This is a genomic window from Novosphingobium aeonii (assembly GCF_052279045.1).
Lineage (GTDB): Bacteria > Pseudomonadota > Alphaproteobacteria > Sphingomonadales > Sphingomonadaceae > Novosphingobium.
Genome location: NZ_CP176832.1, coordinates 2,797,155 through 2,816,929 on the forward strand (window position 1 = coordinate 2,797,155; position 19,775 = coordinate 2,816,929).

General features: G+C 65.9%; 14 protein-coding genes. 6 read left to right on the forward strand and 8 right to left on the reverse strand.

What is annotated here, in order from left to right:
- Window positions 1-114: 114 nt before the first annotated feature.
- From ACLIMP_RS13475 to ACLIMP_RS13495, 5 genes are all read right to left on the reverse strand, one after another.
- The gene (locus ACLIMP_RS13475; protein ID WP_324696072.1) at window positions 115-1,155 is read right to left on the reverse strand and encodes an AraC family transcriptional regulator; all 1,041 of its coding nucleotides are present in this window, start codon (window positions 1,153-1,155) and stop codon (window positions 115-117) included.
- 38 nt (window positions 1,156-1,193) lie between these two features.
- Window positions 1,194-2,420, reverse strand: a complete 1,227-nt coding sequence (locus ACLIMP_RS13480) for a CaiB/BaiF CoA transferase family protein (protein ID WP_324696074.1) — start codon at window positions 2,418-2,420, stop codon at window positions 1,194-1,196.
- A complete protein-coding gene (locus tag ACLIMP_RS13485) occupies window positions 2,417-3,598 on the reverse strand; it encodes an MFS transporter (protein WP_443477901.1) in 1,182 nt (393 codons plus the stop codon). Before ACLIMP_RS13485 ends, ACLIMP_RS13480 begins: the two co-directional genes overlap by 4 nt.
- Before the next feature lie 568 nt (window positions 3,599-4,166).
- Window positions 4,167-4,667 carry a nuclear transport factor 2 family protein gene (locus ACLIMP_RS13490; RefSeq protein WP_324696078.1) on the reverse strand — a complete coding sequence of 167 codons (501 nt, stop codon included), beginning with the start codon at window positions 4,665-4,667 and terminating at the stop codon, window positions 4,167-4,169.
- 14 nt (window positions 4,668-4,681) lie between these two features.
- Window positions 4,682-5,860, reverse strand: coding sequence for an FAS1-like dehydratase domain-containing protein (locus ACLIMP_RS13495; RefSeq protein ID WP_443477902.1), 1,179 nt, complete (start codon window positions 5,858-5,860; stop codon window positions 4,682-4,684).
- Window positions 5,861-6,121: 261 nt separating this feature from the next.
- Between ACLIMP_RS13495 and ACLIMP_RS13500 the strand changes: the two genes are divergently transcribed.
- From ACLIMP_RS13500 to ACLIMP_RS13510, 3 genes are all read left to right on the forward strand, one after another.
- Window positions 6,122-6,916, forward strand: a complete 795-nt coding sequence (locus tag ACLIMP_RS13500; RefSeq protein ID WP_324696083.1) for an SDR family oxidoreductase — start codon at window positions 6,122-6,124, stop codon at window positions 6,914-6,916.
- A 71-nt stretch (window positions 6,917-6,987) separates the two neighbouring features.
- Window positions 6,988-7,566 carry an HD domain-containing protein gene (locus ACLIMP_RS13505; protein ID WP_185997002.1) on the forward strand — a complete coding sequence of 193 codons (579 nt, stop codon included), beginning with the start codon at window positions 6,988-6,990 and terminating at the stop codon, window positions 7,564-7,566.
- A gap of 94 nt (window positions 7,567-7,660) precedes the next feature.
- Window positions 7,661-9,415: a chloride channel protein gene (locus tag ACLIMP_RS13510; RefSeq protein ID WP_054440515.1), complete on the forward strand. Its 1,755-nt coding sequence runs from the start codon at window positions 7,661-7,663 to the stop codon at window positions 9,413-9,415.
- Between the two features lie 49 nt (window positions 9,416-9,464).
- Here ACLIMP_RS13510 and ACLIMP_RS13515 read toward each other — a convergent pair whose 3' ends face one another.
- Window positions 9,465-11,384, reverse strand: a complete 1,920-nt coding sequence (locus ACLIMP_RS13515) for a CocE/NonD family hydrolase (RefSeq protein ID WP_324696087.1) — start codon at window positions 11,382-11,384, stop codon at window positions 9,465-9,467.
- Between the two features lie 263 nt (window positions 11,385-11,647).
- On the opposite strand from ACLIMP_RS13515, the gene ACLIMP_RS13520 reads away from it, so the two are divergent.
- The gene (locus ACLIMP_RS13520) at window positions 11,648-13,708 is read left to right on the forward strand and encodes a DUF3857 domain-containing protein (RefSeq protein WP_443477903.1); all 2,061 of its coding nucleotides are present in this window, start codon (window positions 11,648-11,650) and stop codon (window positions 13,706-13,708) included.
- A gap of 74 nt (window positions 13,709-13,782) precedes the next feature.
- Here the strand turns inward: ACLIMP_RS13520 and ACLIMP_RS13525 are convergent, their stop codons facing one another.
- Both ACLIMP_RS13525 and ACLIMP_RS13530 read right to left on the reverse strand, forming a co-directional pair.
- Entirely contained in the window at window positions 13,783-15,156 is a 1,374-nt protein-coding gene (locus ACLIMP_RS13525) for a class II 3-deoxy-7-phosphoheptulonate synthase (protein WP_054440681.1), read from the reverse strand.
- A 232-nt stretch (window positions 15,157-15,388) separates the two neighbouring features.
- The gene (locus ACLIMP_RS13530; RefSeq protein WP_185997000.1) at window positions 15,389-18,319 is read right to left on the reverse strand and encodes a M16 family metallopeptidase; all 2,931 of its coding nucleotides are present in this window, start codon (window positions 18,317-18,319) and stop codon (window positions 15,389-15,391) included.
- A 187-nt stretch (window positions 18,320-18,506) separates the two neighbouring features.
- On the opposite strand from ACLIMP_RS13530, the gene ACLIMP_RS13535 reads away from it, so the two are divergent.
- Both ACLIMP_RS13535 and tsaB read left to right on the forward strand, forming a co-directional pair.
- Window positions 18,507-19,085, forward strand: coding sequence for a NifU family protein (locus ACLIMP_RS13535; protein ID WP_054440521.1), 579 nt, complete (start codon window positions 18,507-18,509; stop codon window positions 19,083-19,085).
- A 21-nt stretch (window positions 19,086-19,106) separates the two neighbouring features.
- Window positions 19,107-19,772 (forward strand): tRNA (adenosine(37)-N6)-threonylcarbamoyltransferase complex dimerization subunit type 1 TsaB, encoded by a 666-nt coding sequence (gene tsaB, locus ACLIMP_RS13540; protein ID WP_324696094.1) that lies wholly within the window; start codon window positions 19,107-19,109, stop codon window positions 19,770-19,772.
- Window positions 19,773-19,775: the final 3 nt, after the last annotated feature.

Here is a 19,775-nt window from a genome sequence, read left to right on the forward strand (position 1 = left end):
AGGCAGCCCCCGGCTTTCCCCCTTCCATTCGCCGCCATGCCCGTGAAGGCCGGCAGCGTGTCCCGTCGTTTTGTGTAACGGTTCATGCGCCAACTTGGCGGCGTTTGGCTTGACCTATCCGGACATCCTCTCGCGCCGGCACAACTCGTCCTTCAATCCGGTGGGCGATTTGCCGAACCAGCGCCGGCAGCTCCGCGAGAAGATGGACTGTTCCGCAAAGCCCAGCTTTTCCGAAATGCCCCGAAAATCGAGGTCCGTCCGCTCCAGGTAGTAACAGGTCAATTCGCGCCGGACGCTGTCCTTTACCTGCTGGAAACCAAGGCCTTCCTCGCGAAGCCGGCGGCGGAGCGTGCGGGCGTGAAGATTGAGCGCATGGGCCACGCTGTCCGTCGAACTGTCTCCCAGGGCGAGCGATCGCAGCACCAGTCCGCGAACTTCCGCATCGACGGGAAGCTGGCGCTTGGGGAAATGCTCCTCAAGGTAGCGCAGCATGTCCCGATAGACATATTCGTCCTGGCTGAGGATGGGGCGTGTCAGGTCTTCGTCGAAGAACACAAGACCGTCGGCCGGCTCCCCGAACAGCACCTCGCAGCCGAAATTCCGGCGATAGGCGGAGCGCGTGGATACCGGTTCGTGGCGGAAGCAAACGCGCCGCGCCCGCGATAGGCCGCCCGTCATTTCCATCGCTTCGAGATGCCCGATCAGCAGGACCTGCTCGATGGCCTGCGCGCGATTTGCCGTGTCGCCAAGCAACAGTTCATGGCCCGCGAAGGTGGCCGAGGGCTCCGCATGGGCGCTGAGCCAGACCCGCACGGCCCGGCTGTGTGCCCCGCTGTGCTCGCAGGCGGACCGCACTGCATCGCCGAACGTTCTGGAATTGCGCATTACGTTGCCGAGAGGGCCGAAAACCGCTCCCCCGCGCTGGCGAAGCGCAAGTCGCATGCCCAGATCCGGGCAATCCAGCCTCCTCGCCGCCGTGTCGAGCAAGCGGATCGCCTGCCGATAAGTCAGCCTTCCGGAACCTTCCGAAAAATCCCGAGGCACAATCTCCACTTCCTCGAGTAGCGCGGGGAGATCGCCTCCCAGTTCGCCGAAAAGCGCCGTGAAGTGCCGCAACAGCGGGGTGTTCAGCCGCTCGAAGTCCGCTTCGCTCACGGCAGCCGTTCAGCTTGGAAGCACGGCTGCACCGGCCGTCATGCGATGGCGCCGCATGCCTTGAGCTCCTCTATCCGGTCCCACGGCAGCCCGATCTCCATCAGCACCAGTTCGGTATGTTCGGAAGCCTGCGGAGCCCGGATCGTGTCGACGGGAGCATGATCGAACTGCACCGGCCCTCGAACGAGCTTGATGGGATCGCCGCCGTCCATGGCCTCGACCTCGAAGAGCATGTCGTTGGCCAGCGCCTGCTCGTCATGCGCGAGGTCCAGCAGGCTCTGGTAGGGCGCCCATTGGCCCGTGTAGGTCTTCAGATGCTCGCGCCAGTAGGCGAACGGCATGGCATTGAACCGGGCGTTGATGATCTCGCCGGCGGCCTCCCAGTTTTCAAGCAGCTTTTCCGCCGTCGAGAAGCGGGGATCGTCCGCGGCTTCCGGCACGCCGACATGTTCGAACAGGCTGCGGATATGCGGGCCCGGAATGAGCGTGCACAAATTGATGGTCCCGCCGTCGGACGTGGCGAAGTTACCCATGAAGGGATTGCCCGGATTGGAACCCGAACGCGGCATTCCGACACGCATCGCCCGCTTGTTCTCAAGCTGGATATCGAGCGCGCTGCCCGCCGACCACCAGGCGGTGGACAGCAGTGAGACGTCGATTTCGCTGGGCTTGCCGGTTCGCTCCCGATGGAACAGCGCACCGGCGATCCCGCCGGCGAGATTCATGCCGCCCGTGGAATCGCCAAAGGCCGGAATGCCCTGGGACAGCGGCCCCTCAAGCTCTCCCGGGCTCATCGACCAGCCCACCCCGCTTCGGGTCCAGAACGCGGTGCCGTCAAAACCGCCGACGTCGCGCTCCGGGCCCTTGTCGCCATAGGCGCTGCCACGGGCGTAGATGATATCGGGATTGGCCGCGCGAATGTGCTCGATATCGATTTTCAGCTTCTGCCGCAGATAGGGCAGATAATTGGTCAGGAAGACGTCGCAGCTTCGGGCCAGTTCGTAGATGACCTCCTGCCCTTCAGGCGTCGAGATGTCGACGCCGACCGAACGCTTGCCCCGATTGGGATGCTCCATCATCGTATGGCGCAGCGGGTTGATCTTCATCCCCCCCATGTTGATGAAGCCGCGCATCGCATCCCCGCGCGTGGGATGTTCGATCTTGATGACATCCGCGCCCCAGTCGGCGAGAATGGCCCCGCCTGCCGGCACGAACGTGTGCTGGGCAACTTCGAGGACGCGAATGCCCTCCATCACTTTAGTCATGCCGGGCATCCTTCCAGATCTAGCGGTCGCGGAGCCCGCGCCAGGGTCAAAAGCAGGAACGCGCCCACCAGTACCGCAGTACCGGCAATCACCAGGAAGGTGCTGTAGCCGCCGGTCCGTGCCAGAATGATGCTCAGCCCCACGGCGCCGATCGCAGCGGAAGCCGACATCGTCGCGGTCATCAGCCCCATGACGGAACCATAGATCCGAATGGGGAAGCACAGCGCCACGAGGAAGGCGATGATGTCGCCCTCGGCACCGAATGCGAAGCCCAGGAAGAAGACCGCCCCCGTCAACACCGCGGGGGCATCAAGGCTTGAGGCGATGATGAACAGTCCAAGGCTCGGCAGGGCAAGGGTAAAGAACGAGATCGCGAACGGATTGAACCGGTCCAGCGCAACACCCGTGATCAGGCGGCCCGCAAGCATCCCGATGGACAGCGCGCTGATCATCACCGACGCCCCGCGACCTGTCACGCCGTTGTCGAGCAGCACGAGCTTGAGCTGCGTCAGCATGATGACCTGGGGAATGTTGCAAAGAAGCATGGCCGCCAGCAGGATCCAGAATGCGGGTGCACGAAAGATCGCCGGATAATCCTCGCGCGCAGGCCGCCGGGGCGCGCGCGCACCTGCCTGCCGGTCCGCTTCCGCGGGAATGAGGAGGAATGTGATCGTGCCCGCCACCACGGCGAAGATCGCCAGCAACTGATAAGCGGCGCGCCACCCGTTCGCCTCGACGTAAGCGTTGAGCAGGGGGCCGCCGATCGCACTCACGAGCGCGGGACCGGATGCCACGATGGCAAGGGCGGCCCCTCTCGCAGCGGAAATGCACTGGACCGGCAACCGGGTATACACGGTCGAGGTCGTGGTAAGGCACACCACGCTGTGGATCAGGAAGATCACGATATAGGTCTGTAGAGAGCCGCCCATCAGGCTGTATGCCAGATACATCAGCGGCAGCGTCACCTGCCCGATAAGCGCCGTCCACCGGACACCGAGAACGTCGGCGATCCGGCCTATGAACGGAAATGCCAGGGAACTGACGATCCCGAGGCTTCCCACCATCGCGAAGTCCGCCTTGCTCCACCCGTTGGCGGCGATCATGCTGGGCGCGATCGCGCTGGTGACGGTCCCCGCCAGCGACATACCCGTGCCCACGCCGACCGTTGCGGCAAGCAACGGTCGCCAATTCGATCTCAACTCCGCAAGATACGTCACCGTGGCTCCTTCCCGTTCGTGCCTGATGGCAATTGTTCTGGTTCCCGGGCAGTCCCCGACCGGCAGTTCGCGCAGGCGGCATCGCCTGTCCATCGCTGCTGCCGGTTCGGGACATTCCAGGCGTGGTTCACGTCACATCCGCAAAGAACCGGCACCTTTGCGAACATATTCCGCACCCGGCATCCCTGCGTTCGAAGGCCCAGGCCGCCATGCCACGAAAGCATCTTGCGCGTTCGAAACCGCCGCGGGCTTTCGCCAATGGCTTTTCGAAAGGCGGTCGAAAACGCGCCGGAATCGGTGAGGCATGATCCGGCCGTCAGCCTGCGCGGACTGCGCTTTCAGGGGGCTGTACCCGCTGTTTTGAGCATCGTGCGATCTAGCCCACATCCCAGCTTACGCGCCCCTGCGGGCAGCGTTCCTCTCACATTTCTCTTGTCTGCGCTGGATAGCCCGATCGCCGGCAGGACGCCAATTTGCGGAGGTCAAATCCGGCCCGGCGATACGCGAGGGGCTCCGTCCGCCCCCCTTGTCAGGTCGGCAGATAGCCGATCCGGCCTGCCCGCTCCTCCTCGTGGAGCGCGGCGAGGTCCAGTTCGAAGGCGATGTCGCCCTCGGGCATCTGGACGCGGGGATTGCCCGTCCAGTAGAGCACCCGGCAGGTCCGCCGGGCGATGCGCCAGCCGTTTTCGGTGCGGACCAGTTCATCGTCGTAGTAGCCGCTGCCGTCCCACACCGGCGGCTGTCCAGCGGCATGACGGATGAGCCGCCACTGGCCATATGTCACTGTAAAAGCTCTATCTTCCTCCACTCGAACGAGGTGATTGCTCATCACATGCTGGGTTGCATCGAACATTTCGTGAAAGGCACCGAAAGCATGCTGAAAGGCACCTAGATCGTTCCAGCACGAACCGGGCCCGTAATCGACCGCACAGTCCGCCGTGAACACCCGCCCGAACAGATCCCAGCGCCGGGTGTCCATGGCGAGGCCGTAGAGATTGAGCACTTCGACGATGTCCTCACGGTCCGCCATGGTCGTCCTCCCGGTCAGAGCGGCAACGATACCGTCGCGGTGCCCTTGAGGATGGTGTTGCCGTCCTGCGTGGTCATCCGCGTCTCGACCGTGACCACCGGCATCCCGAATTCGGAGGTCTCCTGCCTGTCGATCACGGCGGCATCCACGTAAGTCACGTCCCCTTCGAAAGCGGGGCTGCGGAACTGGGTCTTCGAGTGCCAGATATAGCCTTCGTGCCCGGACCAGTAGGCCACCGTATCGAGGTGCCAGGCATTCATCGACGAGCCGTAGCCATAAGCACCGCCCATGCCGACCTTCTCGGCCTTCTCGGGATTGATGTGCCCGGAGCTGGGCCCGTGGAACAGGCCGTCACCCTGGCGGGGATCGATCTTGCGGGCTTCGAAGTCGTAGCTCATGTCGCCGCCGAAGCCTGCGTCTTCCTGGGCGGGATCGTGCACGCCTTCAGGTGCGTTCCAGCGCCAGGTGCCCCAGATGTTCTGCCGGTGCGCACGGCATTCGAGCGCGAAAGTGACGCGGCTGTGCGGCCCGATCACCCGGCGCGGCAAAGTATCGCCCACCTTGACCGTGCTCCAGCGCGGCGAGATGCCTTCGCGGCCCGACCTGATCCAGTCCAGCCGCACTTTCGCCACTTCGTCCAGTTCCTCCCTTGTCCAGGACCTGGGCGCGCGATTCTCCTTGTCGTAGACTTTCCGCTTGTTCGCCTCCTCCACGAGGTAGCGGATCGAGGTCGCCCGCTCCTTGGCGACGAGCGCGCCGTGCTGGTTGCGGTGGACCGTATCGCCATCGGCGAACATCGTCGGCCCGGCAAAGCCTGTCTCGGCAATGCGATAGCCCGCGAAGCTGCGCTCCTGCACGAGCTTGTCGCCGGGGCGGACGGGATTGCCGTAGAACCACCATTCCTCCCCCGCGAAGATCAGGTGCGATCCCGGAATCCGGCCGACGCAGGAAGGATGGCAGCCGTGGCCGTAGTCCATGGCGACGGTGAAGCTCTGCGGGGCGACGATACCGCCGAAGCGGCTGGCCCGCGCGAAATTCTCGTCCCAGTGCAGGGGATTGGCGTAATCCATCGCCTGCGCCCAGCGGCGGATGTCCGTGGCGTTGCACGGGTCCCAGAACTCGGCGAAAATCACCGGCTTGCCGACCCACCGATCGACATCGCTGGTGTCGAGGAACACATCGCCTTCGGCCATTTCTCTCTCCGATCTCTCGCGGCCTGCCCTTTGCGGCAGTGCCGAACCCGTCCCGTGCGATCTTCACCCGCGACGCGGCGGGCGCCTGTCCGTAGGTGCAGCCGCATCGGCAGTGGACGCAAGGCGCCGCCGCGCCGCGCCCATCAAGTGCGCAGGGGCGATACTTGCGCGCCGACCGCATTCGATCGCACCTTTCCGGCCGCGAATTGCGCTAGCCCTTGGGCCAAACACGAATCAAACCCGCTCGGGAGAGCCTGCTTCATGAAGATCGACAATACCCTCGCCGCAGTCGTCACCGGCGGCGCTTCGGGCCTCGGCCGCGCCAGCGCTCAGGCCCTTGCCGATGCCGGCGTGAAAGTAGCCGTGTTCGACATCAGCGAGGAAGCGGGCGAAGCTTTCGCGGCCGAGATCGGCGGCGTGTTCTGCAAGGTGAACATCCTTGACGAGGAAAGCGTGGAAGCCGGCTTCGCCAGGGCCCGCGCCGCTCACGGGCAGGAACGGATCGTCGTCCACTGCGCCGTCGTGGCCGGCGGCGGCAAGACCGTCTCGTTCGACAAGACCACCGGCGGCTACAAGCGCGCCGCCACCGAGCAGATCGCCAGAACGGCCGAAGGCGTGTTCACTGCCTCCTACCGCGTCGCCTCGATCGCCGCGCTGGGCATGGCCGGCGCCGACCCGCTCAATGACGACGGCGAACGCGGCTGCATCGTGTTCACCTCGTCGGCCGCATCGCAGGACGGGCAGGTCGGGCAAGTCGCCTACGGCGGCGCCAAGGGCGCGGTGAACGCCATGGTCCTGCCGATGGCCCGCGATCTCATGGACCTCGGCATCCGGGTGAACGCCATCCTTCCCGGCACTTTCGCCACGCCGCCGATGCTGCGGGTCAAGGAAATGAACGAGGCGGTCTACGATGGCCTCGGCAAGGCCGTGCCCTTCCCCAAGCGGCTCGGCAATCCCGAGGAATTCGCCTCGCTGGTGATGGAACTGGCCCGCAACACCTATTTCAACGGCCAGTGCATCCGTCTTGACGGCGGCATCCGCATGCCGCCGAAATGACCGCTTCCGCTTGAGAATCGCCGGACAAGCCTCCAGAGCGGCCATCCGGTCGGTAAGGGGGCCCAGCGACAATGCAGAACGTCATCGATTTCGTGATGGAGCTGGACCGGCTCAAGGCCGTCACCCGCAAGGTGAAGCCCATCGGCCTCGACCGTTACGAGAATTCGGCCGAGCATAGCTGGCAGATCGCGCTCTTCGCCGTGGCGCTCGCACCCCATGCCTCGGGAACGCCGGACATCTCGCGGGTCATGGCGATGCTGCTGGTCCACGATATCGGCGAGATCGAGACCGGCGATGTCATGGTGTTCTTCGAGGAAGGCCTGGCGGACCGCAAGGCGGCCGAGCGCGCGGCCATAGACCGGATCTTCGGCATCCTGCCCGATGCCGAGGCGGATTACCTGCGCGGCCTCTGGACCGAGTTCGAGGAAGAACGGACCGCCGAGGCCCGCTTCGCCCATGCCATCGACCGCGCGATGCCCGCCCTGCTCAACTTGCGCAACGAGGGGCAGAGCTGGCGCGAGAACGGGATCAGCCACGAGCGGGTCGTGAAGCGCCTGAAGCCGCAGATCAGCCGCGGCGCGCCCGCGCTGTGGGACTATCTCGAAGCGGAACTGGAGACGGCGCGGGCCAGGGGCTACTTCGGGGCGTGAGGCCGCCCGGCTGCGCGCCACCTTCGCGTTTTCTTCCTTCCCCTCCCGATACCCGCCTTGACAGCGCCGCGCGCGCAGGCCCAATCGACGATCGATGCGACGTCCCGCCGTTAACGCCCTGAAAGCCCTGGTCATCCGCCAGCGGCAGCGCATGCGCGAAAGCGAACTGGCGTTCATCGTGCTGGCCGTTCTGGCCGGGATCGCGGCGGGCTGGCTGACCAACCTGCAAGGGTTCCTCGCCCATGCCCTCCAGCAGCTCTTCTACGGCGTCACCGGCAACCGGCTGAGCGCGATCGGCGAAATCCGCCATCCCTGGCGCCTGCTGGCACTCCCCTTCGGCGGACTCGTGCTGATCGGCATCGGCTATCTGCTGCGCCGCCGCCGCCGCGCGCCGATCGACGTGGTGGAGGCCAATGCCCTGCACAGCGGCCGGATTCCCTTCATCGACAATCTCATCATCTCGGCACAGACGATCATCTCGAACGGCGCCGGGGCATCGGTCGGGCTGGAGGCGGCCTATGCGCAGATGGGCGGCGGCGTGGCCTCGGTGCTGGGCCAGTGGTTCAAGCTGCGCCGCGCCGACATGCGGACGCTGGTGGGCGCGGGCGCGGGCGCGGCCGTGGGCGCCGCCTTCGGCGCACCGCTGGCGGGCGCCTTCTATGCCTTCGAGATCGTGATCGGCACTTATACCCCCGCCGCCATCGCCCCGGTCATCGCCGCCGCCCTCGGCGCCGCGTTCATCACGCGCCAGCTCGGCGTGGAACCCTACCTGATCGCCGCATCGAGCACGCATGAGCTGACCACCGGGGACTATTTCATCTATGCCGTGCTCGGGCTGGTCTGCGCCCTGGTGGGCATCCTCGTCATGCGGCTGGTGACGTTTACCGAGCTTCACGTCCAGCGCTTCACCCGCTTCACGCGCTGGAAACCGCTGGTCGGCGGACTGCTGCTGATGCCGCTCGCATGGGTATCGCCGCAATCGCTTTCGGCGGGGCACGGGGCGATGCATCTCAATCTCGTGATGCAGCCGGCGATCCAGTTCCTGCTCGTGGTTCTCGCGCTCAAGATCGCCGCCTCGGTGATCTCGCTCAGCTTCGGCTTTCGCGGCGGCCTGTTCTTCGCCTCGCTGTTCCTGGGATCGCTGGTCGGCCTGATCTTCGCCGCCGCCGTGCAGATGCTGCCGCTGGGCATCGAGCTGGACCCCACCCAAGCCGCCCTCGTCGGCATGAGCGCGCTGGCCGTCTCCATCGTCGGCGGCCCGATGACGCTGGCGATGCTCATGCTGGAAACCACGCACGACTTCGCGCTGATGGGCGTGGTGCTGACCGCCTCGCTCGTATCCAGCGCCTTCACGCGCGAGATGTTCGGCTATTCGTTCTCCACCTGGCGCCTGCACATTCGCGGCTCGATCATCCGTTCCCCGCGCGATATCGGCTGGATGCTCAGCCTCACCGCCGGGCGCATCATGCGCAAGGACTGGATCTCGGTGCCCGCAACCCTTTCCATCGCCGATTTCCGCGCCCGCGTGCCGCTCGGCTCGGCCAGCAAGGCGATCCTGCTGGACGAGGAGGAACACTACGCCGGGATCGTCACCACCTCCGCCGCCTACAACCCCGAACTGGCGCAGGACAGCGCGGTGGGCGGGCTGGCGACGCTGAAGGGCACCACGCTTTCCCCCACCACCGACATCCGCGCGATGATCAAGGCCTTCGACGTGGCCGTGGCCGACGAACTGGCGGTGGTGGACGGTATCGGCAATGTCGTTGGCGTCGTGACCGAACGCCACGCGCGCCGCCGCTACTTCGAGGAGATCGAGGCCTCGCAGCGGGAACTGTTCGGCGAAAGCTGAAGCGGGAGGAATGCAGGGGCCATCGCCCCCGCACCCCCGGAACCTGCTCCTAGTCCTTCGCCACCGGCAGCCACACGGCGCTGGCCGCATCGCCGCCATAAGTCACCGTCTCGGTCGCCTTCACATAGTCGCTCGCCCTGGCCTCCATGATCGAGGGCACCCAGGACTGCGGATTGCGGTCATAGAGCGGGAACAGGCTGGACTGCACCTGCACCATGATCCGGTGGCCCGGCAGGAACACGTGATCGACGTTCGGCAACGACCACTGGAAGGTATAGCCCTTGCCCGGCTCCAGCGGCTGCGGCTTGTCGAAGCCGTGGACGTAGCGGCCGCGGAAGATCTCGATGCCGATGCCGAGCTGGTAGCCCGCCAGTTCCGGATTGGCCGAGTTTTCCTGCGGATAGACGTCGATCAGCTTGACCACATAGTCGCTGTCCCGCCCGCTGGTGGAGGCGTGCAGCTCCACCTTGGGCGCTCCCTTGATGTGGACCGCCTTGTCCAGCGTGCCGGTGGTATAGCTCAGCACGTCCGGGCGGCCGTCAACGAAGCGCTGGTCGTGGACGAGCCAGGTCTTCCACTCCTCGCCCTGCATGTGCACCGGGCGCGGCAGCATCGGCACCGGCTTGGCGGGGTCGGAGACGTAGCTGTCGCTGCCCGCCGCCGGCTTGCTCCATGAGAGGCCGTAGTTCCCCGCAAGGTAGAGCGGCGTGTAATCGCCCGCCGGCCACTTCTGCGACACTTCCCAGCCGCCCTTGTCGCCCTTGGCGCCGGTGGCATAGGTGATCACCGGCGGCGTGTTGCAGGCCGGTGCCACGGTTTTCAGGTGACAGTCGAGGAAGGGCTTCATGTAGCGCTGGCGGAACTGGCCGCCGGTATCGCCTTCCCACTTGAGCGGACCAAGCTCACGCGCTTCGTAGTTGACCTGGGAGTGGCGCCAGGGGCCGATGGCAAGGCTCACCATGTCGTCCGGCGTGCCGTTCGCCTTGAGCGCCTGGTAGACCGCCGGGGCGCCGTAGCTGTCCTCCTGGTCCCACTGTCCCACCACGAGCATGGTCGGCACCGTCAGCTTGCGCGCGCCGAGCAGCTTGTCCACCGCCTGCCCCTGCCACCAGGCATCGTAGCCGGGATGCTCCAGCACCTTGCGCACCACCGGCAGGTCGATGAGGCCGTATGCCTTGGCATATTCCATGGCCGAACCGGCATCGAGATAGGCCTGGTACTCGTCCCCCGTGCCCTTGGGCACCGCGCCGCCGCCCTTCTTGACCGTCTGGCCAAGGTCGTAGTCGAACCCGAACATGCGGAAGGCGCCGTTGTGGAACCAGTCGTCGCCCATCCAGCCGTCCACCATCGGGCTCTGCGGCACGGCGGCCTTGAGCGCGGGGTGCGGATCGATCAGCGCCATGAGCGAGGTGAAGCCGAGATAGGACGAGCCGGTGATGCCGACCTTGCCGTTGCTCTCCTTCACGTTCTTCACCAGCCAGTCGATGGTGTCGTAAGCGTCGGTGGCGTGATCGACCTTTGTCTTGTTGAGCGGGCCTCGCAGCGGCCGGTTCATCACGTAGTCGCCTTCGGAACCGTCAAGCCCGCGCACGTCCTGATAGACCCGGATGTAACCGTCGTTGACGAAATCCGCGTCCATGACGGGCAGGATTTCCTCGATCTTCTGGCTGCGGTTGCGGCTGGTCATGCCGCCGGCGTTGTAGGGCGTGCGGCTGAGCAGGATCGGACCGTCCTTCGTGCCCTTGCGCATGACGATGACGGTGAAGAGCTTCTTGCCGTCCCGCATGGGAATCATCACCTCGCGGCGGATGTAGTCCGCCTGCGGGCGTACCCAGTCGTACGATTCGACCTGCTCGTTCATCATGGTGTCGGTGGGCGCGCGGGCGCTGTCCTGTGCGGAAAGCTGGGCGGCGGCGAGTGCAAGCGGCGCGGCTGCAAGGCACGCGGCGATCCGAAGGCTTTTTGTCATGGGCCCGATTGGTGGCCCGTGCATTTCCGGCGGTCAAGCGTGAAGACGAGCGGCCGCGCGAAACAGCAGCGCCGGGCCTGCCCTGCCCCCGCCTTGCGCGCCCGGCCGCGAGGTGCAGGCGCGCGCGCGACAGTTTCGGCAAGAACTGCAACAGCCCATGAAACAAGGCTATCCAATTGAATTAAAAAACGAATTTTCATCCGGCAATAGTCTTGCCTTGCCGAAAATACCGGACATTATGAGGTGTAATCACGGGGGTTGATGTGCGTTTTCCGATTTCGGTATTTCTGGCGTCCGCGCTTGTCTGCGGCCCGGCTTTCGCTCGCGACGATCAGGTCCAGCGCGGCCCCGTTCCTCGCTGGGTTTCACCCTCCGAAGACCTGCCCGTGCCGGAAAACGCCACCGGCGCCGTCTTCGTGCGCCATCAGGATACCCTGATCCATCTCGATAAGCAGGGGCAGGCGCAATACACCGGCTATCGCATCAGGATCCTGCACCCCAGCGCCCTGCAACTCGGCAACCTGTCCATCGCCTGGAACCCGGCGGCGGGCGCGCCCACCGTGCACGCCATCCGGATCCACCGCGATGGCGAAGTCATCGACGTGCTGAAAACCGCCGCGTTCGAGATCCTGCGCCGGGAAGACCAGCTCGAAGCGGCCAAGCTGGACGGCACCCTGACCGCGGTGCTGCGCATCGCCGACTTGCGCGTGGGCGATGAACTGGAAGTCGCCCTCACCATCCGCACGACCGATCCCACGCTGGGCGCCAGCGACGCGGGAATGCTGCTGATCGCGCCCAGCCCGGTGCCGGGCCGCTTCCTGCTGGGCCTCAGCTGGGAAGACCGGGCAGAACCGCAACTGCGCATGACGCCCGACATGAACGCCTTCGCCCGCAAGAGCGAACACGCGCTCGAAGTCCGGCTGGACAATCCGGCCACCATCGTCCCGCCCAAGGATGCTCCGGCCCGCTATCTCTGGCAGCGTGTGGTCGAATATAGCGACTTTGCCGATTGGGCAGGAATTTCAAGGCGTTTCGCGCCGTTTTACACAAAGGCCGCGAAGCTGCCCGATGCTTCGCCGCTCCGGCGCGAGGCGAGCCGCATCGCCGCAGCCCACGCGCTGCCGCTGGACCGCGCAAGCGCGGCGCTGAAGCTGGTGCAGCAGGACGTGCGCTATATCTACGTCGGCCTCGGCAACGGGAACCTCGTGCCCGCCACCGCGGACGAGACCTGGCAGCGCCGCTATGGCGACTGCAAGGGCAAGACAGCGCTGCTGCTGGCGCTCCTGGGCCAGTTGGGCATCCAGGCGGAAGCCGTGCTGGTCAACACCGGCGGCGGGGACGACGGGTTCGACCAGCGGCTGCCGAGCCCGCGCCTGTTCGATCACGTCATCGTGCGCGCGCATATAGACGGCGCGGTCTACTGGCTGGACGGCACGCTGCCGCCGGTGGTGCCGCCCTCCACCACGCCGATCATGCCTTACCAGTGGGTGCTGCCGCTTACGGAACAGGGCAGCTCGATCGAGCAGCTCGCGTGGCAGCCCGCCCAAAGGCCCGACCAGATCACCCTTTACGAGATCGACGCAAGGGCCGGTTTCGATGAACCCGCCCGGATCACCAACACCACGATCACCCGCGGGATCGAGGGCCTGCAGCAGGAAATGCAGCTTTCCGGCCTCGCGCACGACCAGATGCTCGGCAGCTTCCGCCAGCAACTGGTCGGCAGCACCTGGCAGGCGATCGAGGATGTCCAGTGGCGCTACGACCAGAAGGCGCAGGCCAGCGTGCTGACCATCAGCGGCACCGGTTCGGTGGACTGGGATGACGACGGGGACGGATCAAGGTCGCTCGCCCTGCCTGGAGGCGGCTTCAGCCCGCCCGAACGGCGCACGCGCTCGGCCGATCAGGATCAGGAACTGCCTTACGCCAACAAGCCCGAATTCGACTGCCGGGTAACGACCGTTCGGCTGCCGTCCACGGCCCGTCCGGCGGGATGGACGTTCAAGAAGGGCTATGACACGCAGCTGTTCGGCCGGACCTATTACCGCGCCTTCGAACAGCGTGACGGCGCCATTCGCATGATCCGCGGCTCACGCGTGGAGCAGAAGGAAATCGACGCGGCGACCGCGAAGAAGGACAATGCGCGCATCGCCGCCTTCGACAACAGCATGGCGTGGATCTTCTATAACCCCGAAACATCGCGAACCGTGGAAAGCGGCACGAAGAACGTGCCCGCCACTTACGAGATAGACTGGACGGCTGACAGCGTTCCCTGCCTGGCCCACGCATCCGCCGATGCGAAAGCGGCAGCCGCAGCCCCGAAGTAACGGCCTGCGGACAAGCAAAAGGGCAGGAGAGCCCCGGCTCCCCTGCCCTTTCGATCTTGTCCTGAGCGGCTGCCTTACGCCGCCTGCTTCTGCCGTTCGGTCGCTTCGAGGTTGAGCAGGTCCGCCAGCTCGAACGCGAGTTCGATCGACTGCGCACCGTTGAGGCGCGGGTCGCAGTGGGTGTGATAACGGTCCTTCAGCGCCTCGTCGGTGATGGCGATGGCGCCGCCGGTGCATTCGGTCACGTCCTGGCCGGTCATCTCGATATGGATGCCGCCCGCATGGGTGCCCTCGGCACGGTGAACGGCGAAGAAGCCGCGCACTTCGGCCAGGATGCGGTCGAACGGGCGGGTCTTGAAGCCGCTGTCGGCCTTGATGACGTTGCCGTGCATCGGATCGCACGACCACACCACCGGATGACCTTCCGCCTTCACCGCGCGCACCAGCTTGGGCAGGCCGGCCTCTACCTTGTCATAGCCGTAACGGCTGATGAGGGTCATGCGGCCGGGTTCACGCGCCGGGTTCAGCGTGTCGAGCATGCGCAGCAGCGCGTCGGGCTCGAGGCTGGGGCCGCACTTCATGCCGATCGGATTGCCGACGCCGCGCAGATACTCGACATGGGCCGATCCTTCGAAGCGGGTACGGTCGCCGATCCACAGCATGTGGGCCGAGCAGTCGTACCAGTCGCCGGTCAGCGAATCGCGCCGGGTCAGCGCTTCCTCGTAAGGAAGCAGCAGCGCCTCGTGGCTGGTGTAGAAATCGGTGCCCTGAAGCTGCGGAACCGAGGTCGGGTCCACGCCGCAGGCGGCCATGAAGTCCAGCGCTTCGCTGATGCGGTCGGCCATCTGCGAGAAACGCTCGCCCCAGGGGCTGCGGCCGATGTGCTCCATGGTCCACTGGTGGACCTGGCGCAGGTTCGCATAGCCGCCATGCGCGAAAGCGCGCAGCAGGTTGAGCGTGGCGGACGACTGGCCATAGGCCTTGAGCATCCGTTCGGGATCGTTGCGGCGGGTTTCCGGCTCGAACTCGATGCCGTTGATGATGTCGCCGAAGTAGCTGGGCAGTTCCAGTCCGCCGATCGTCTCGGTCGGCGCCGAACGCGGCTTGGCGAACTGGCCCGCCATGCGGCCCAGCTTCACCACCGGCTGCTTGCTGGCGAAAGTCAGCACCACCGCCATCTGGAGAAGCACGCGGAACGTGTCGCGGATATTGTCGGCGCTGAACTCGGCGAAGCTTTCCGCACAGTCTCCGCCCTGAAGCAGGAAACCGCGACCGGCAGCCACTTCGGCCAGGTCCTTCTTGAGTTCGCGCGCCTCGCCCGCAAAGACCAGCGGCGGAAACTTCGCAAGCGTGGCCTCTACCTCGCCCAGCTTCTCCGCATCGCCATATACCGGAAGATGGCGGGCTTCCTTAGCCTTCCAGCTTTCCGGGGTCCAATTGCTAGCCACGTCACGTACTCCTGGCGGTTCCTTTGCCTTCTCTCCCCGCGCCGAATGCATGGGGCCAAACCGGCAAGAACCGCAAACAAGAGGCGCGCCATAGCCTCCCCCGGTAATTTTTGCAAAGCCGGTTTAGGCGATCACGGTGATCGATTGCGCCACAGCGCCCCGGCGTAACGGAACAATGTTACAGGCGGCAGGATTGCCCGCGTAACTTGCGAACAATCCCGCCCTGCTTTTCCTACTTTACCGCGACCGTTCCCGAGCTCTTGCCTTCCGGCATGACCTCAAGCCGCCACGAGTTGTTCTTGCCGAGGTAGCGGGCGGCAAGCGCCTGCATCTGCTGCGGCGTGGTGGCGGTATAGTCGTAGAGGATCGTGCGGACCGTGCCGATCCGCGAGGGATCGTAAGTCGCACCTTCGAGCTGGCCCATGAAGAACGAGGTGCTCGAAGCCGCGCGCGTCACCTGCTGGCGCATCGGTTCGGTGACCAGCGCCAGTTCCTGCGCGGTGGGCGGATTGTTGATGAGGTCCTGGGCGATCTCGTCCGCGGTCTGGAAGAACACCGTCGCCGACTTGGGATCGAGCTGCGCCATGGCCGTGATCGAACCGCCCGCCGCCATGTCCACCGGCCACTGCGAATAGACGTAAGGCGCATAGGCCACGCCCAGCTTCTCGCGCACGGCATCGAGCAGGCGGTTGGTGAAGAGCTGCGTCAGGATTTCGAGCTGGCGCGATTCGCGAATGCCCATGGCGCCGCCGCCGGTAGGCCACGAGATCACCGCCGCCGCCTGGTCCGGGTCGCCGTGGTGATGCAGCACCACCGGCACGTCCGAAGGCTTGGGCACCGAGACTTCGGCGAGATTGGCCGTCGACGGCGCGGGCGTACGGGCCTTGAGCGCGCCGAACGTCTTCTCCAGCGCGGTGATGGTGGAGGCCTTGTCGAAGTCACCATAGATCTGCACTTCGACCGGGCCGCTCGCCAGTGCCTTGCTCCAGACCTTCCTGAAGCCGGCCGCCGTTGTCTTCTCGATCTCGCCCGGCGTGGGCGTCGCGAAGCGGGCGTCCTTGCCGCGCTGGTAGAATTCCAGATCGCGGTTCAGCACGCCCTGCGGCGAAGTGGAATAAGTTGCATACTGGATCTTCGCCGCAGCCTTGGCGCGAACGAGCGGCTGCGGGTCCCAGCGCGGCAGGTCGAGCTTGGCAGCGAAGAGATAGAGCTGGTCGGCCAGGTCCTGCGGGCGGGTTTCCGCCTGGAACTGGAAGCTGGCGTCCTGCACCTCGAAATCGAAGCCCAGCTTGCGCCCGGTCGAGATGCGGTCGAGGTCTTCCTGGCCCAGCGTGGCAAGGCCAGAGCCGACGAGCGCGAATTCGCCAAGCGCGATATAGGGGGCATCCTGCGGCGCGATCGACCGCTTGCCGCCGCCGAACCGGACCTTCACGGTGACACGCCCCGGCTCTTCCTGAACCGGCCAGAGCAGCGCCTTCACTCCGTTCGCGAAAGTGAGCTGCTCGATGTCGAGCAGGCCGGTAGGCGCCTGTGCGGTCGCCTTGTGGGGCGCGCCGATGGCGGGCAGCTTCTCGAACGACACCGGCTTCTCGTTGACCGCGGTGCGGATCGAGGCGTCGGGCCGGATCGGCTGGAGCAGCGCGGTGCGCAGCCCATCGTCAGTGGCGCCGCCCTGCTTCTGCGTGGTGAAGATCGCCCGCGTCACCGAGCCGCTGAAGAGCTGCTGCGTATGCTTCAGCACGTCTGCCGGCGTGAACAGCGGCTTCGATTCGCGGAAGATGCGCAGCACGTCGTTCGGCGCCGCCACGGTTTCGCGAATGTCCAGCGCGTTGACCATGTCGTCCGCCAGCTTCGAACCGGGCAGGATGCGCTGCTGTTCGACCGGGACCTGGAACGCAACGTCGAGTTCGGCGACCTCGCGGTCGATCTCGGCCTGCGTCGGCGGCTTGGTCATCGCATCGGCGATCACCCCGCGCACGTCGCGCAGCGCCGCCTGCCAGTCCTCGCCCAGCGGCGTGACCGAGACGAACGTGGCGTCCGCCGAGCGCGAGACGTCGTCCTGGTTGACCGAGGCCGACAGGAAGCTGCCACCCGCGCGGGCCTTGGATTCCAGGCGGCGGTTGATGATGGCCTGCGCGATCGAATCGACCATCAAGCCCTGGTTGTAGACCACGTTGTCCGTCACCTGCCGCCAGGGGCGCAGGATCGCATACATCAGCGAAGGCGGCAGATCGGGCTCGATCAGGACCTTGGTCTCGCCCACCGGGTTCTTCGGATCGGCCCCTGCGGGCGCCGCCGGATCGCCGAAGCTGGGCGCGGCGCTCAGCTTGCCGGTCGCCTTCCAGTCGGCGAACCACTTCTTCACGTAGCCTTCCAGCGTCGCCGGATCGGCATCGCCTGCAACGATCACGGCGACGTTGTCCGGGCGATACCAGCGCGAGTAGAAGGCACGCACCGAATCCGGGGTTGCCGAAGTCAGCGTTTCGACAGTGCCGATCGGCTCACGCGCCGAAAGCGGCTGCCCGGCGTAGAGCGTCTTCTGCATGGCGTCCTGAACGCGCTTGGCGGCGCCGCCGCGCTCGCGCATCTCGGCCAGCACGATCGGCAGGTCGGACTTGAGGTTGGAGGCCGAAAGCGTGGGCGCGGTCACCATGCCGCTCATCAGCTTGAAGGTCTCGTCCAGCGAAGTGGGCGTGGCATTGGGCAGATCGAGCTTGAACACGGTCTGCGTGGTGGAGGTCACCGCATTGGTATCACTGCCGAAAGTCGCGCCGAGGCGCTGGAAGGCGGCAATCGCCGTCCCCTCGGGAATGTACTTCGACTGGCGGAACAGCATGTGCTCCAGCAAGTGCGCGTAGCCGCGCTCCGAATCGGTCTCGTAAAGCGAGCCGGCATCGACGCGGATACGGATCGAGACCTGCCCCGGCGGCACCCCGTTGCGGCGCACCGCATACTTCAGCCCGTTGGAAAGCTCCCCGAAATGCCATTCGGGATCGCGGGGAATGTCGCTGCCGCGATAGAGCCACGGATCGCTGTCGCCCGGCAGGGTTTCCGGCGCGGGCGCGGCAGCGCCGGGCACTTGCGCAAGAACGGACTGAACCGGGAGGGGAGCCAGCAGGAGCAGGCAGGCGAGCGAGCGGGCGGCGCGCGAAGATTTCGTCATCGGGAGGGGTATAGGTTCCGGTTCGATTAAGGGCCAGTGAATAGCGCGAGACTGTTCCCCGGCCCCGCAGGGGTGCAAAGTAGCGGCCTAGAAAGCGCCAAGTCGCAGCGTTGTTCCCGCCTCATTCAAAGTCAATTGCTGCTTGTGGACTTGACCCTCTGCCAGCAACACCTAAATCGCGTGCATCATGTATATCGAAACCGAAGCCACGCCCAATCCCGCCACGCTCAAGTTCCTGCCCGGCCGGCAGGTCATGGCGGCAGGCACCCGCGAGTTCACCTCGCCCGAGGACGCGGAAGTCTCGCCGCTGGCGCAGGCCCTGTTCGACCTTGGCGACGTGACCGGCGTGTTCTTCGGCCAGGGCTTCGTTTCGGTCACGGCAGCGCCGGGCTCGGAATGGTCTGATCTCAAGCCGCAGGTCGTCTCGATCCTGCTCGATCATTTCGTGTCGGAAGCCCCGCTGTTCGCGGGCGGCAACGCCAGCGGCTTCTCGGTCCCCGCCGAGGACGAGGCTGACTATGGCGACGATCCCGCCGATGCCGACATCGTCGAGCAGATCAAGGAACTGATCGAGACCCGCGTGCGCCCGGCCGTGGCCAACGACGGCGGCGACATCGTCTATCGCGGCTACCGCGATGGCGTGGTCTATCTCGCCATGCAGGGCGCCTGCTCGGGCTGCCCTTCGTCCAGCGCCACGCTCAAGCACGGGATCGAGAGCCTGCTCAAGCACTACGTTCCCGAAGTCACCGAAGTCCGCGCCGCCTGAACCCAAAGGGATGACGAAGGCGTGACGACGGAGACGACCGCAGAGCCGTTCCACGGCCGCACACTGGTGATCGACAGCGCTACCGAAGCCTGTTCGGTTGCGCTGTTCGAGAACGGCGCGCTTCTCGCGGGAGACTTTCGGATGCTCGGGCGCGGCCATGCCGAAGCGCTCGTGCCGATGATCGCACAGCTTCCCGATCGCGGCCGCGCCGCCCGCATCGTGGTGGCGCTCGGCCCCGGCAGCTTCACCGGCGTGCGCGTCGGCTTGGCCGCCGCCCGCGCGCTGGCGCTTGCCTGGGGCTCCGAGGTGATCGGATACTCGACCCTCGCCATGGTCTCGGCGATAGCGCGCGATCAGGCCGGGGTCGTTCCGGTGGCAACGGCGATGACCGGTGGCCACGGCGAATGGTTCATCGAAGGCTTCGCTAAAGACGGCAGCGTGACCCGGCCCCTCACCTCGCTGCGTCCCGACGCGGCGGCTGCCGCAGTTGCCGAGGAGGTGGTCGCCGGCACGCAGGCGCAGGCCCTTGTCGCCGCGCGCGGAAACGGAACCGCCCTCGCCATCTGGCCGGATGCCCGCGCCTTCCCGCTCCTGCCCGCCCATGCCCTGACCGCCGACACCCGCCCCCTCTATGGCCGCGCGCCCGACGCCAAGCTGCCCGGCGGCCTTCCCGGACCGCAAGGATAATCC